13 protein-coding genes are annotated in these 12,848 nt (G+C 68.0%); 7 read left to right on the top strand and 6 right to left on the bottom strand.

What is annotated here, in order from left to right; translation table 11 throughout:
• Positions 1–29: 29 nt before the first annotated feature.
• The 3 genes from JL100_RS09380 (at position 30) to JL100_RS09370 (ending at position 1,976) form a co-directional block, all read left to right on the top strand.
• Positions 30–1,430, top strand: coding sequence for an amidase (locus JL100_RS09380; protein WP_202683360.1), 1,401 nt, complete (start codon positions 30–32; stop codon positions 1,428–1,430).
• A 5-nt stretch (positions 1,431–1,435) separates the two neighbouring features.
• Positions 1,436–1,627, top strand: coding sequence for a DUF2256 domain-containing protein (locus tag JL100_RS09375; protein ID WP_407696973.1), 192 nt, complete (start codon positions 1,436–1,438; stop codon positions 1,625–1,627).
• A 91-nt stretch (positions 1,628–1,718) separates the two neighbouring features.
• Complete coding sequence (locus JL100_RS09370; protein WP_202683361.1) at positions 1,719–1,976, top strand: GlsB/YeaQ/YmgE family stress response membrane protein; 258 nt, start codon at positions 1,719–1,721, stop codon at positions 1,974–1,976.
• Between the two features lie 81 nt (positions 1,977–2,057).
• On the opposite strand, the gene JL100_RS09365 is transcribed toward JL100_RS09370, so the two are convergent.
• The gene (locus tag JL100_RS09365; protein ID WP_202683362.1) at positions 2,058–2,840 is read right to left on the bottom strand and encodes a response regulator; all 783 of its coding nucleotides are present in this window, start codon (positions 2,838–2,840) and stop codon (positions 2,058–2,060) included.
• 85 nt (positions 2,841–2,925) lie between these two features.
• On the bottom strand, positions 2,926–3,336 hold the full coding sequence (locus JL100_RS09360) for a thermonuclease family protein (RefSeq protein ID WP_202683363.1): 411 nt from the start codon (positions 3,334–3,336) through the stop codon (positions 2,926–2,928).
• Positions 3,337–3,704: 368 nt separating this feature from the next.
• Here JL100_RS09360 and amt point away from each other — a divergent pair, with 368 nt between their 5' ends.
• Together amt and JL100_RS09350 are read left to right on the top strand one after the other, a co-directional pair.
• A complete protein-coding gene (gene amt, locus JL100_RS09355; RefSeq protein ID WP_202683364.1) occupies positions 3,705–5,846 on the top strand; it encodes an ammonium transporter in 2,142 nt (713 codons plus the stop codon).
• Between the two features lie 128 nt (positions 5,847–5,974).
• Positions 5,975–6,868 (top strand): DMT family transporter, encoded by an 894-nt coding sequence (locus tag JL100_RS09350; protein ID WP_202683365.1) that lies wholly within the window; start codon positions 5,975–5,977, stop codon positions 6,866–6,868.
• 18 nt (positions 6,869–6,886) lie between these two features.
• Here JL100_RS09350 and JL100_RS09345 read toward each other — a convergent pair whose 3' ends face one another.
• From JL100_RS09345 to JL100_RS09330, 4 genes are all read right to left on the bottom strand, one after another.
• Complete coding sequence (locus JL100_RS09345) at positions 6,887–7,267, bottom strand: hypothetical protein (protein WP_202683366.1); 381 nt, start codon at positions 7,265–7,267, stop codon at positions 6,887–6,889.
• 239 nt (positions 7,268–7,506) lie between these two features.
• On the bottom strand, positions 7,507–9,102 hold the full coding sequence (locus JL100_RS09340) for a sensor histidine kinase (RefSeq protein ID WP_202683367.1): 1,596 nt from the start codon (positions 9,100–9,102) through the stop codon (positions 7,507–7,509).
• 37 nt (positions 9,103–9,139) lie between these two features.
• Positions 9,140–10,003 carry a response regulator transcription factor gene (locus JL100_RS09335; protein WP_228421160.1) on the bottom strand — a complete coding sequence of 288 codons (864 nt, stop codon included), beginning with the start codon at positions 10,001–10,003 and terminating at the stop codon, positions 9,140–9,142.
• A complete protein-coding gene (locus JL100_RS09330; RefSeq protein WP_202683369.1) occupies positions 9,984–10,634 on the bottom strand; it encodes a hypothetical protein in 651 nt (216 codons plus the stop codon). The genes JL100_RS09335 and JL100_RS09330 overlap by 20 nt, the downstream gene beginning before the upstream one ends.
• Before the next feature lie 800 nt (positions 10,635–11,434).
• Between JL100_RS09330 and JL100_RS09325 the strand changes: the two genes are divergently transcribed.
• Positions 11,435–12,412 (top strand): hypothetical protein, encoded by a 978-nt coding sequence (locus JL100_RS09325; protein ID WP_202683370.1) that lies wholly within the window; start codon positions 11,435–11,437, stop codon positions 12,410–12,412.
• On the top strand, positions 12,409–12,846 hold the full coding sequence (locus JL100_RS09320; RefSeq protein WP_202683371.1) for a phage holin family protein: 438 nt from the start codon (positions 12,409–12,411) through the stop codon (positions 12,844–12,846). Before JL100_RS09325 ends, JL100_RS09320 begins: the two co-directional genes overlap by 4 nt.
• Positions 12,847–12,848 lie beyond the last annotated feature (2 nt).

Genomic DNA, 12,848 nt, shown 5'->3' with positions numbered 1-12,848 from the left:
GTTCCGCACAGATATCGGCATACTCCACTATGAAGAATGATCCGGCCCTGCTCTCCGCCACTGAACTTCTGGTTCTCTATCGAAGCCGCCGGCTTTCCCCCGTGGAAGTCACCCAAGCCTGCCTCGACCTCATCGCTGCCGTCGATGCCGAACTCAATGCCTTTACCCTGGTCGATGGCGACGCGGCGATGGAGTCGGCGCGCGCCAGCGAGGAGCGCTGGCTGAAAGGCAAGCCGCTTGGCCTGGTGGACGGCGTTCCGACGACCATCAAGGACCTGCTCCTGACGAAGGGATGGCCGACGCTCAGGGGCAGCAAGGCGATCAGCCCCGACCAGCCGTGGGAGGAGGATGCGCCGGCGACCGCCAGGCTGCGCGAGCAGGGTGCGATCCTGCTGGGCAAGACGACGACTCCCGAATTGGGGCACAAGGGGGTGACCGACAGCCCGCTGACCGGCATCACCCGCAATCCCTGGAATCCGGCCATGACGCCCGGCGGGTCGAGCGGAGGCGCCGCGGTGGCGGCGGCCACCGGCATGGGAGCGCTGCATGTCGGCACCGACGGCGGCGGATCGATCCGCATTCCCGCGTCGTTCACCGGCATCTTCGGGCTGAAGCCGAGCTTCGGCCGGGTTCCGGCCTACCCGGCGAGCCCCTTCGGCACGGTATCCCATGTCGGTCCGATGACCCGGACCGTGCCCGACGCGGCGCTGATGCTCCGGGTCCTGGCATGTCCCGATCCGCGCGACTGGTACGCCCTGCCCCCCGTCGACAAGGATTATCTGGCGGGACTGGACGGCGGCGTCGCCGGACTGAAGGTCGCCTTCGCGCCTACCCTGAACGGCGCGCCGGTGGACCCGGAGGTCGCCGCCCTCGTCCGGCGCGCGGCCACGGAGTTCACGGACCTGGGCGCCGAGGTCGAGGAGGTGATGCTCGACCTGCCGGGCACCACCGACGTCTTCTTCGCCCACTGGTCGGCCGGCGCCGCAACGGTGATGGCCGGCTTCACCGAAGAGCAGAAGGCGATGATGGACCCGCATCTCCGCGGGTTCGAAAGCGCGGGCGCGTCGCTTTCGCTGCTCGATTACCAGCAGGCAGTCCTGGCGCGCGCGCGCCTCGGCATGCAGATGAGCCTCTTCCACCGGCGCTACGACATCCTGCTGACGCCGGCCATGCCGATCCCGGCCTTCGAGGCCGGCCAGAACGAACCCAGCCGTCCGGACGAGACCGGCTGGATCGACTGGACACCGTTCAGCTATCCGTTCAACCTCACCCAGCAGCCCGCCGCCTCCATCCCCTGCGGCCTGACCGCGGCGGGCCTGCCGGTCGGGCTGCAGATCGTGGGGCCGATGCACCGGGACGACCTCGTGCTGCGGGCGGCACGCGCCTACGAGATGCAGCATCCCATTGCGCTCCCGCCCGGACGATCCTGACCGCCATGCCCGCCGTCCGGCGTACCGGCCCCATGCGGCGCAAGGGCGACCTGCCGACGAAGCCCTGCGCCGTCTGCGGCCGGCCGTTCGCCTGGCGGCGGAAATGGGCCGCCGTCTGGGAGGAGGTGAAGTACTGTTCCGACGCGTGCCGCCGCCGACGCCCGCCGGGTGTTCCCGACGATGTTACCCCGCCATAGCCGGAGCAGCCATGCGCCCTGGATTTGAACTCCGCGACCTGTTCAGCCGTTACTGGATCATCGAAGGGGCAAATCCAAAGGGATCGACATCATGGGCATCATCGGTACAATCATTATCGGCCTGTTGGCCGGCATCGTCGCCAAATTCCTGATGCCGGGCCGCGACCCCGGCGGCTTCATCATCACGATCCTGCTCGGCATCGCCGGAGCTTTCGTCGCGACCTATCTTGGCCAGGCCATCGGCTGGTATCGGGCCGGCGAAGGGGCGGGCTTCATCGGCGCCGTGGTCGGGGCGGTCATCATCCTGGCGATCTACCGCATGATCGCGGGCCGCTCGCGGGCGGCCTGACGCACGCTTCCGGCGGGCGACGGACATCGGACCGCTCCGGCCCAGGCCGGAGCGGTCCGTTTTCGTTATACCCCCTGGTAATCAGTGCAGCAGCATCTCGGGCAAAGGCGCGAACACCGCCTGAGAGATGGCATCCTGGACCGCGTTGCTCGTGTAGGGTTTCCGGATGACCGGACCCAGGCCCTCTTCGTCGAGAAAGCGCAGATCGCCGGCATAGGCGGTCACGAAGATCACGGGGACGGCGAACCTTTCGCGCAACATGCGCGCCACCGATATGCCGCTTCCCCCGCGCGCCAGGCGGATGTCGAGTACGGCCAGGGTCGGGCTTTCCGCGTTGGCCAGCGCCAGGGCCTCGGGCTCCGTCGCGGCCAACCCGCAGACGACATGGCCCATGCCGCTGATCATTTCGCTGAGATCCACCGCGGCGAGGGCATTGTCCTCGACCACGAGGACCCTCGCGGTCATCGCCAGCCGCAGGAACTCCCGGATCGCGGTCAGCTTCTCCGTCGCCTCGGCCACGGTCAGGTCGACCAGCTTGGCGGCCTCGGCCACCGGGAGATCCTCCAGGGCGACCAGCAGGTAAAGCCGGCGTTCGATCTCCGGCCGGCGAGCCAGCGCCCGCTCGATCGGGTGCGGCGACCTGTCCGGCCTGCCCTCCCCGTCCCGGTCGAACAGCGCGTGCAGGAGAGCATAGAGACCGCCCGTGGAAGCCAGCGGCACGCCGAAGCGGGTCGGCGCCATGACGGCGATCTCGACGCAGCGTGTCACCAGGTCGTCACCCCGCTCGACCGACCCGGTCAAGGCGCGCGCGTAGCGTCGGAGGCTCGGCAGATGCTCGTTCAATTCCCGTGCATAGACACGCATTGGCCTTGCTTTCCTCGGTCCTTCCACCGCTGAGCGGAGGACACATTAGGCACCGAAGCAAGCCCTGTCATCAAGTTAAGTTTGTTTAACGTTCCGAGACACCCTTCTCGTTGAGCTTGCGCGTCCGCCAGAGCCAGGGCGCCTCGACCCGTCCGGCCCACATGCCCGCGCGGCGCGACTGCGCCCGGGCTTCGAGCCCATAGTAGTCATGGCTGAGATGGCTATAGGCGAAGGCCCAGCCGCGCACGAGCATCGCCGCCGCCAGATCCTTCCCCAGGACCCTGCAGACGCCCACCCGCTGCTGCGAACGATCCAGCTCGCTGACCCTGCAGGTCACCGGCCCCAGATCCAGCATGGATTGCAGCTGGTCGCGCGCCGCGGCGAAGCAGTCGTACTCGACCCCTCGCAGGGATCGGCAGATCTGCCCGGCATCCGGGGCATCGATCCCGCGCAAGCGCACCATGGTGCCGTTCAGCGTGAGCAGGTCCCCTTCCATCGCGCTGCCGCTCCCGGACATCTCGGACAGCGGCGCCGCCGCGACGGAAGAACCCCAAGTTGCGGCAAGTAGGATCAGCAGCAGAACGAATGGTGGCACAGGTATGCGGAGCATGACCGACACTAGCCAACAATTGGTTAACGTTGCTTTAATGGTGATTTCATGATCCGGTCGGTTTTTTTCTTCGCAGGTGCGGCAAAATTTTGCGGCACAGGAAATCATCTTTAGGGTAAGCTGTCATGATCTGTCCGGGAGCGAACCGCGACAGGGTTCATCCCCGGCCAAGCCGGCCCGGACAGCCGTTCCTCCAAGCATCCAGGATACTTCGACAGAATGCTTTCACGAAGCCGCGGACGGAACTCCTGACCATGGATCCGGCGGGTCAATACATGGACGTGCTCTGGCTCAGCGTCGCCGCCATCCTCGTCTTCCTGATGCAGGCCGGATTCGCGTGCCTCGAAGGGGGCCTCGTCCGCGCCAAGAACAGCATCAACGTCGTCATCAAGAACCTGGTCGATTTCCTAATCGCCGCCTTCAGCTTCTGGCTGATCGGCTTCGCCCTGATGTTCGGGGCGAGCTGGGCCGGCCTGATCGGCACCAGCGGATTCCTGTTCGACGGAGGCGAGACGCCCTGGTCGGGAGCCTTCTTCTTCTTCCAGATGATGTTCTGCGGCACCGCCACGACGATCGTTTCGGGAGCGGTGGCGGAGCGGATGCGCTTCGCGGGCTATTTCCTGTGCGCCGCGATCCTGTCCACCCTGATCTATCCCGTGGTCGGACACTGGAGCTGGGCGGGCCTGGAGACGGGCCAGGCCTTCGGCTGGCTCGCGTCCCTGGGCTTCATAGATTTCGCCGGATCGACCGTCGTTCACAGCGTCGGCGGCTGGATCGCGCTGGCGGCCATCCTGGTGATCGGCCCGCGGTCCGGCCGCTTCGGTCCCGAGCCCGGCTCCGGAATCAAGGAGATCGAGGGACACAACCTGCCGGTCGCGGTGCTCGGCGTCTTCCTGCTGTGGGTCGGCTGGTTCGGATTCAATGCCGGCAGCACGCTCAGGCTGAGCCCGGAGATCCCCCGCATCCTGATCAACACCGTCCTGGCGCCCGTGGCGGGCGGCCTCGCGGCCCTGCTGATCACCTGGGGCGTCCACCGCAAGCCGAAGGTGGAGATCATCATGAACGGCGTGCTGGCCGGCCTGGTGGGCATCACGGCTCCCTGCCATGTGGTCGGTCCCGGAGGGGCCCTGGCGATCGGTGCGGTTTCCGGGATCATCCTGTTCGTCGGCATGCGGGTGCTCGAGGAAGTCCGCGTCGACGACGCCGTGTCGGCGGTCCCCGTCCACCTGATGTGCGGGATCTGGGGAACGCTGGCGGTGGCCCTGGTGGGCCGGCCGGAGCTGTGGAACAACGGCCATACCCGCTGGGAGCAGTTCCTCATCCAGCTCGGCGGCGTCGGCGCGATCGGCGCCTTCTCGTTCGGCGGCGGCCTCGCGCTCCTGTGGCTGATCAACCGATTCTATCCGCTTCGGGTGTCGCAGGAGGACGAGCGGATCGGCCTCAACGTGGCCGAGCACGGGGCCAACACCGCCCTGCTGCGGCTGCTGGTGGAGATGGACCGGCAGAGGCGCGACGGCGACTTCTCCCGCCCGGTCCAGGTAGACGCGGAGACCGAGGCCGGGCAGATCGCCACGCTGTACAACCGCGTGCTCGAACGTGTCAGGGTGGAGACCAGGCGGCGCGAAAAAGCGGTGCAGGACATGCGGGTCGCCAAGGAGGCCGCGGAAAAGGCCAACAAGGCGAAGTCGCACTTCCTGGCCAGCATGAGCCACGAGCTGCGCACGCCGCTGAACGCGGTCATCGGCTTCTCCGAGATGATCAACCAGGAGGTCTTCGGCCCGCTGGGCAACGAGCGGTACCGCGAGTACATCACCGACATCCACGCCAGCGGGACCCATCTGCTGAACCTGATCAACGACCTGCTCGACCTCTCGAAGATCGAGGCCCGGAAGTACGAACTGAACGAGCAGGAGATCGACCTGGCCGTGATCGCCCTGGCGGCCGGCCGCTTCATCCAGAAGCCGGTGCATGACAAGCGCCTGAAGTTCAACACCCATATCCCGCCGAACCTGCCCATCCTGCGCGGCGACGAGCGGGTGTTGCGCCAAGTGCTGCTCAACCTGCTGTCCAATGCCGTCAAGTTCACGCCGCGCGGCGGCTCCGTGGATCTGAAGCTGGAATGCGAGCCGGACGGCCGCGTGGCGATCACCGTCAGCGACACCGGGATAGGCATAGCCCGGAAGGACCTTGCCCGGGTCATGGAGCCGTTCGGGCAGGTCGACGGCAAGCTCCAGCAGGAAACCTCGGGAACCGGCCTCGGGCTGCCGCTGACCCGGTCCCTGGTCCGCCTGCACGGCGGCACCATGGTCCTGCGCAGCGAAGAGCATGCGGGCACCCATGTCACGGTCCGGCTGCCGCTGTGGCGCGTCGTGCGCCGGGGCCGCCACGTCGCCTGATCCCCGGCCTGCGCCGCGCCCGGCACCCCGGCCGGCAGAGCATCCCGCCATTGCCAAACCCGTGGCGGGGCGCTAGCCCTGCTGCCTGCGCCGGGCGTCCCGTTCCGGTCCGCGACAGGAAACGCGCAATGGCACAAGCCTCACTTGCCCCGACCGGCCGCCCGGCATGGATGCGGCTGATCCCGGCGGTCTTCGTCCTCCTCTGGAGCACGGGCTTCATCGGGGCCAAGTTCGGGCTGCCCTACGCGGAACCCCTGACTTTCCTGCTGATCCGCCTCTCGCTGGTGGCGGCCGTGCTGGCCGCGGTAGCGCTGGTGACGCGCGCGCCCTGGCCGCGCCGCTGGAGAGACGCGCTCCACATCGTGGTGGCCGGCCTGCTGGTCCACGGCGTCTATCTCGGCGGGGTATTCACCGGCATCGCCAACGGCCTGCCGGCCGGCGTGGCGGCCCTGATCGTCGGCCTCCAGCCCCTGCTCACCGCGGCGGCATCCGGGCGGGTGCTGGGCGAAACCGTCAGCGCCAGGCAGTGGCTCGGCCTGACGCTCGGGCTGTGCGGCGTCCTGCTGGTCGTCTGGGAGAACCTGTCGCTGCAGGCCGGCTACCTGTCCGGCGTGGCGCTGTGCGTCGCGGCCCTGGTCGGGATCTCCGTGGGAACCCTGTACCAGAAGCGGTTCTGCGGCGGGATGGACCTGCGGAGCGGCACCGCCCTCCAGTACGCCGCCACGAGCGTCGTCCTCCTGGTCCTGGCGATGCGATTCGAGACGATGGAGGTCCGCTGGACCGGAGAGTTCCTGTTCGCCCTCGCCTGGCTCGGGCTGGTGCTATCGGTCGGCGCGGTGTTCCTGCTCTACATACTGATCCGGCGCGGCGCCGCGGCGCAGGTCGCCAGCCTGTTCTACCTCGTGCCTCCGGCGACGGCAGTCATCGCCTACCTGATGTTCGACGAGCGCCTGGGCATCCCGGCGCTGGCCGGGATGGCGCTCGCCGTCGGCGGCGTAGCGCTGGTCAACCGGCGGCGGTGACCCGGCGACCGGGCCCCGTCAGGCGGCGCGGCCGAAGGGATGCTGGACGGTCGGCAGGTTCGCCAGATGCAGCAGGATATCGTCCGGATCGCCGATCTCCGGTGCCGGGCTGTGGATGGCGGCCACCTCCAGGCGCGAGCGCAACCCAAGGGCGGCGAGTGCCGCATAGATCGACTGGACGGTCATCGCGTTGGTGATCCGGCTGTCGATGTCGGTCCCGATCAGCAGCAGCGCGAATCCCCCGGTGGCCAGCGACGCGAACATGCCGCTTTTGCCGAAGGCCCGCTGCACGGCCATCGCCCCCTGCTCGGCGTCGACGTCGGTCAGGACGATCTTGAAAAGGGACAGGTGCAGGCTCGTGCTGCGCAGCAGTTCGAGGGAATGGGCGAGCTCGGCCATGTCGGCCGTTTCCGTTCCCCCCTCGGCCGGCTGCCGCGATCCGCGCGTGAAGCTGTACTGATATACCGTGGGCTTTTGAACTCCGGTCTCATCGCTATCAGGCAGGGACATGACAGTCCATCCGTTCGGTATACGTTAGCTGCCACGATATAGGGGTATCCCCATCGCGGTCATGTGGCAAAGCTGTGATATGGCCGGCGCGCACAGACACCTCCTGTGTTACCGCTTCCGGCGCAACCCTATAGCGCCATCGGCAGGTCGACCCTGATCAACAATCCTCCGGCGTCCCGGTTCCTCGCCGTGACCCGGCCGCCGATCGCCTCGATGTTCCGCCGGACGATCCACAGGCCGATCCCGAAATGGAGGGAGTCGCCGGTCCCCGCCGGCTGGACCGGCTGGTCGAAGGGAACGACCGTCCGGCCGCCGTCGGTGCCCGTCGCGTCCAGCGTCCGGTGTTCCGCCGCGTCGGTCGCGTCGCGCTGCGAAAAATACCGCTCGAAGATACGCTCGATATTGGCGGGATCGACCCCGGGACCCTCGTCCTCGACCGTCAGCACCGCCATGGTGCCGGACCGCGCCAGGCGCACCTGGATGCTGCCGTCGACCGGGGAGAAGCTGATCGCGTTCTCCACGATGTTCTCGACGACGGTTTCCAGCAGGTCCTCGCCGGCCCGCACGACGACGTGCGGCGTGATCAGCAGCCTCAGGTGCAGGCGCCGTTCCGCAAGCAGGCCGGCATATCCGCTCAGCATGTCCTCCAGCAGCTCCGACAGGTCCACCTTGCGGCGCGGCGGCTCCAGCAGGTCGGCCGCTGCCTCGTCCATGCGCCGGGCGAAGGACACCAGGCCGTCCAGCCGGTCGAGCGAACGGTCGATCATGTCGATGGCCCGCGGCCCCCGTCCGTCGCTGCCGGGAATGATCCGCTTCAGGGGCTCCAGCGACTGGCGGATCACCGCGATCGGCGTCTTGAACGCGTGGGCGTTGTCCTCGGCGGCGCGGCGCAGGTTGTCGGCCGAGCTGCGCAGGGTGTCGACCAGCCGGTCGAAGTCCTCGGCGACGCTGCGCAATTCCGGCACGGTATTCTGCTCGGCGAAGGAGGACCGGCCGTTGCCGTCATGGTTCCCGATCTGGCGAGCCAGCAGGCCGAAGCGCCGCAGGTTGCTCCAGACCCCCAGGAACAGCAGCAGCACCAGCGCCGCCATGGCGAGGTAGATCAGCGCCGCCGCCTGGACCTCCGGCGTCTGCCAGTAGGGCTGGCCGATCGAGGACCCGAGATATGTCGGCGTCGAATGGGACGTCACGACGGCCCAGCAGCCGAACGGGCTGTTGATCGGGGTGATGGAGGTCAGCACCTCCAGCGCGCCCGATGCCGTCTGGAGCCGGATCGCCAGCGGCTGGTTGCCGCTGCAGGTATCCGCCAGGCGGGCCAGGATGCCCTGTTCCAGCAGGCGCTGGCGCTCGATGTCCAGGTTCGCGTTGGGGGCCTGCGGCGCCGCGCCGACATAGTAGAAGCCCTGGGCTCCCGGAACCCCTTTCGGCCGAAGCAGCAGCTTCAGCCGGGTGTTCTCGTCGGCGAACCGGGCGAGTTCCTCCCCTAGGCGCGTCAGCAGGCTGGCGTCCGCCTTGGCGAGCAGCGGCTCCAGCGCACGGGCGATCAGCTGGCCTTGCTGCTGGGCGCTCTGGAGGAGCAGCGTCTGCTTGTCCTCGTCGGCCGCCCGGAACTGCTGGTAGATCAGGATGGGCACGGCGATGAAGACGACCGAGACAAGCACCAGCCGGCTGGCCAGCGAGCGCAGAAGCCAACGGCCGCCGGTCTTCGCCCGCGGCTGCGCCATCAGGACTCCGCTCCCGTCTCCGTCCGTGGGCGCCCCGTCAACTCAAGCCTCCCGCATGCCCCCGCAGGTCGTCGTCGCCGTCCATCTCGCCGCCGACCGGATCGTCGCTCCAGCGGTAGCCGAACCCGGGATAGTTGTCGATCAGGTCGAAATCGCCGTCCACCATCCTGAACTTCTGGCGGATGCGCTTGATGAAGGCGCGGACGTTCGCCCGGTACCCGGCCGGACCGTAGCCGGCGACGAATCCCTTGCCATGCACCAGGTCGTAGATCTCGCGGTAGGAGATGTCCTCGCCCGGCCGGGTCGCCATCAGCCGCACGATGTTGAACTCGGTCAGGGTCAGGTCGACCCGGGTGCCCTTCCAGAAGGCCCGGCTGCCGTCCAGACGCAGTTCCAGCTCGCCGCGGTTGAACAGGTTGGGGTTGCCGCCGCCCGCAGGCGCCGCGCCGGCCTGCGCACCCGGCGCCGCGGCGGGATCGCCCTCGTCCGGGCCGGTCTTGCGCCCGCCCAGGATGAGTTGCATGCGCTTCAGCAGGATCGGCAGCGACCGGGATTTCTCGACGAAATCGACGGCGCCGCCGGCCAGGGCGGCCTCCTCGTAGATCTGGTCCGACAGCACGGTCAGGAAGATCACCGGAACCTCGATGCCGCTGGCCCGGAGCTGGCGCAGCACGTCGATGCCGTCCATCTTGGGCATGCGCCAGTCGAGCAGGACCACGTCCGCGTTGCCGCCGCGCAGGAAATAGTCGAGCGCCGGGGCGCCGCGGTCGAAGGGGATGACCTCGTATCCCTCGTCGGCCAGGTTCATGCCCAGCGACTCCCGGAAAAGGTCGTCGTCATCGACCAAGGCGACCTTGGACGGCACGGCGCCGGCAGCCGGGTTAGTTGATACGGTTGCCATGGGCCGTCTGACGGCCTGAAGCCTGGGCGAGGAGTTGTGCGAAGCACCGTTCATGGACATTGGGGGCATCGTCGCTGCTCGTCAGTTCATAGGAAAGGGCACGGAAGTTCTGCGTGGTCATCTCCATGAAGAAGAAGACGCGCAAGACGCAGGAGGGAGTGGCGTATTGCCAGTATTTCGCGGGCGGGACGTCCTCGGTCCAGGACGGCTCGCCGAGAAGCCGGACGGTGGCCTGTTCGTCCAGGCCGACCAGGGCCTTGGGGCCTGGATGGTCGGAAGGCGGGGCGGTCGCCGACGGATCCGGGGAAGCGGGAGTGGCCGGGGACGGCAGGGCCTCGGCGGGCGCCGGCAACGGCTCGGGCAAGGGGGCCGCGGGCGGCACCATGACGACGGAGCCGCCGTTCGCCTCCGACTCTTCCGGAGCGCCCCGGCGCTCCGCGGAGACGCCTGGGTCGGGCGCGAAAGCGGTGCCCCGGCTCGAATCGGCTGCGTCGGGCACCGGCTTGCGGCTGGCGGGAACGCCGGCGGCCGGGGCGGCCGAAGCCGGCGGCTTCGGCTTGGGCCTGGGTACGGGAGTTTGGGAGACCTCTGCGGCGGCGGGCGGCTCCGCACGGGTGATCAGGAGCGGCACGGTTTTCCCCTGCTCAACGCAACCAGTCAGCATAATAGCCGACATCGAGACAATAGCCGCTAAAATACGCAATGAATGCCCCCGAGCGGAGACTCCCCCGCTTGTCCAGTCCAAGGCATGCAGCACACCGGCACGACAAATGCTTTTGTCGAGGTACAGGTTGTGCGTATCTGCATTTTGTCGCCCAAAGTTATACAGCGTTACGTTCGGCGTTGGCTTCACCATCCACGCTGTATACATCGTATGACTAATGAAGGGCAAACTGGTGAATAGAAGCTTAAGATTTTTCCCAATTCGGCACCCTTACCACCATTGCGCTGGGGAAAACGACAGGCAAAGGCGGCGCGGCACCGTCAATCAGGCGGCGGGGCCGACTTCCGTCGATCCCGCCGCCTCCCAGTCGGATGGGCAAAAGCACGTTCCAATCCGTCGGACACGCCGCGGAGGCTTTGCCATCGGGATATCCGACCGCGTTCCCGGCCGGCGACATCGCGCGCCGGGCTGGTCAGGCGGCTGGGTTCCTGAGGCGGGAGTGAGCACCGCGCCGCAACAATCCACCGCTTGACGGTCCTATACTGTCGATAGTGACAGGACGGGTCAAGCCTTGGGAGACGCCAAAGGTTTACGCATTCGGTGCAGACCTAGCCCGTTCGAAGAAAGGTTCCGGGCCGGGCAAGGCGCCCCTGCCATCCGGCACCCCTTTGGAACTCAAATCCGTCGCCCGCTGTTCCTTGGGAGAACTTAAGTCAGAATGCGTGAACGAGCGCAATGAAGAACAGCGTCATGAGGAGGTCCTGAATATGGCTACGCGCGACACGAATGGGTCCCTGGGCGGTTCCCCGGGCAGTTCCACCGGGTCGGGATTGGGCGCCTCCCGCAGCGGCGCCTCCACCGGCGGATCGATCCGCGAGACCGCATCCAACACGGTCGAACAGGCTAAGCAGCAGGCCGGGGAAGAGGGCAACCGGCTCACCGGCGCCGCCCGCACCCGCGCCCGCTCGGCATTCGAGCATCAGCAGAATCGCGTCGCCGACAGCATCGGCAGCGTGGCGCAGGCGCTTCACCAGGCCGCGGACCAGCTCAGCGAGCGGAACGAGGACATGGTTGCGCGCTACACCGACACGGCGGCCCAGCGCATCGAGCAATTCGCCGACAGCCTGCGCGACCGCGACCTGGACGACCTGATCGGCCAGGCCGAGCAGTTCGCGCGCCGCCAGCCGGAGCTGTTCCTCGGCGGCGCGGTCGTGGTCGGCTTCGCCATCGCCCGCTTCCTGCGCACTTCCGGCAGCCGCTCGGCGCAGTACCGCGGCAGCACCGGCCAGGGCGGTTACGGCGGCAGCTACGGTAGCGGCAGCTATGGCCGGCAGACCGGCGGATACGGCGGCAGCGCCAGCGAGTTCGCCCGGCGCGAAACCGGCAGCCGCGGCTATTCGACGGGCACCGGCACCTCGCCGTCGGGCGTCGGCGGCACCTCCGCCGGAAGCTCCTCGGGAACCGTGTCCGGTTCCGCGGGCGCGGCCACGACCGGCTCCCCCGCCGGAACGGCCGGAGTTTCGGGCATGGGGGCGGGCAGCTCCGGTCTTGGCGTCGGAACCGGCAATGCCGGCGGCGCGGGCGCCATGCAGCGGAACACCGGCGTCGTCGGGACCTCGGCGCGTGATGAGCGCTCGACCAGCTCCCTCGGCACCGCGGTTCCTTCTTCCCCCAGCACCGCTTCGACGGTGAAGCCGGATACCGAAACCAAGGGGACGACCCCGCCGCGGGGGACCACGCCATGACCGGCAGGCCGGACGACAGCTTCCGCGGACAGGATGATCCGCAGCGGGCTGGTGGCGACCGGCCGCTGACCGGATTGCTGACCGAGCTTGCCAACGAGACCACCACCCTGGTCCGGAAGGAGGTCGAGCTCGCCAAGGTCGAGATGTCCGAGAAGGTCAACCAGGCCACGACCGGAGCGGTCTCGCTGGCCGCGGGCGGCATGGTCGCCTTCGCGGGCGTCATCTTCCTGCTGCTCGCCCTGACCTACTATCTGGCGACGCTGATGGAGCAGTGGCTGGCCGCGCTGATCGTCGGCGGCGTCGTGACGGTGATCGGAATCATCCTGGTGTCGATGGGCAAGAGCAAGCTGGCGGCCAAGAACCTCCAGCCGCACCGCACCATTTCGACCCTCCAGGACGACAAGGACTGGGCTAAGGCGCAGATGGGCCGCTGACG

It is taken from the genome of Skermanella mucosa (assembly GCF_016765655.2).
In the GTDB taxonomy this organism is placed as follows: domain Bacteria; phylum Pseudomonadota; class Alphaproteobacteria; order Azospirillales; family Azospirillaceae; genus Skermanella; species Skermanella mucosa.
Note: the sequence above shows the minus strand (reverse complement) of the source record. Positions and strands in the feature narration are given on the sequence as shown.

What these genes read in the sequence shown, in the direction of transcription:
- JL100_RS09380 (WP_202683360.1), top strand. Translation starts at nt 30, where the DNA reads ATGAAGAATGATCCGGCCCTGCTCTCCGCCACTGAACTTCTGGTTCTC.
- JL100_RS09375 (WP_407696973.1), top strand. Translation starts at nt 1,436, where the DNA reads ATGCCCGCCGTCCGGCGTACCGGCCCCATGCGGCGCAAGGGCGACCTG.
- JL100_RS09370 (WP_202683361.1), top strand. Translation starts at nt 1,719, where the DNA reads ATGGGCATCATCGGTACAATCATTATCGGCCTGTTGGCCGGCATCGTC.
- JL100_RS09365 (WP_202683362.1), bottom strand. Translation starts at nt 2,840, where the DNA reads ATGCGTGTCTATGCACGGGAATTGAACGAGCATCTGCCGAGCCTCCGA.
- JL100_RS09360 (WP_202683363.1), bottom strand. Translation starts at nt 3,336, where the DNA reads ATGGAAGGGGACCTGCTCACGCTGAACGGCACCATGGTGCGCTTGCGC.
- amt (WP_202683364.1), top strand. Translation starts at nt 3,705, where the DNA reads ATGGATCCGGCGGGTCAATACATGGACGTGCTCTGGCTCAGCGTCGCC.
- JL100_RS09350 (WP_202683365.1), top strand. Translation starts at nt 5,975, where the DNA reads ATGGCACAAGCCTCACTTGCCCCGACCGGCCGCCCGGCATGGATGCGG.
- JL100_RS09345 (WP_202683366.1), bottom strand. Translation starts at nt 7,267, where the DNA reads ATGGCCGAGCTCGCCCATTCCCTCGAACTGCTGCGCAGCACGAGCCTG.
- JL100_RS09340 (WP_202683367.1), bottom strand. Translation starts at nt 9,102, where the DNA reads ATGGCGCAGCCGCGGGCGAAGACCGGCGGCCGTTGGCTTCTGCGCTCG.
- JL100_RS09335 (WP_228421160.1), bottom strand. Translation starts at nt 10,003, where the DNA reads ATGGCAACCGTATCAACTAACCCGGCTGCCGGCGCCGTGCCGTCCAAG.
- JL100_RS09325 (WP_202683370.1), top strand. Translation starts at nt 11,435, where the DNA reads ATGGCTACGCGCGACACGAATGGGTCCCTGGGCGGTTCCCCGGGCAGT.
- JL100_RS09320 (WP_202683371.1), top strand. Translation starts at nt 12,409, where the DNA reads ATGACCGGCAGGCCGGACGACAGCTTCCGCGGACAGGATGATCCGCAG.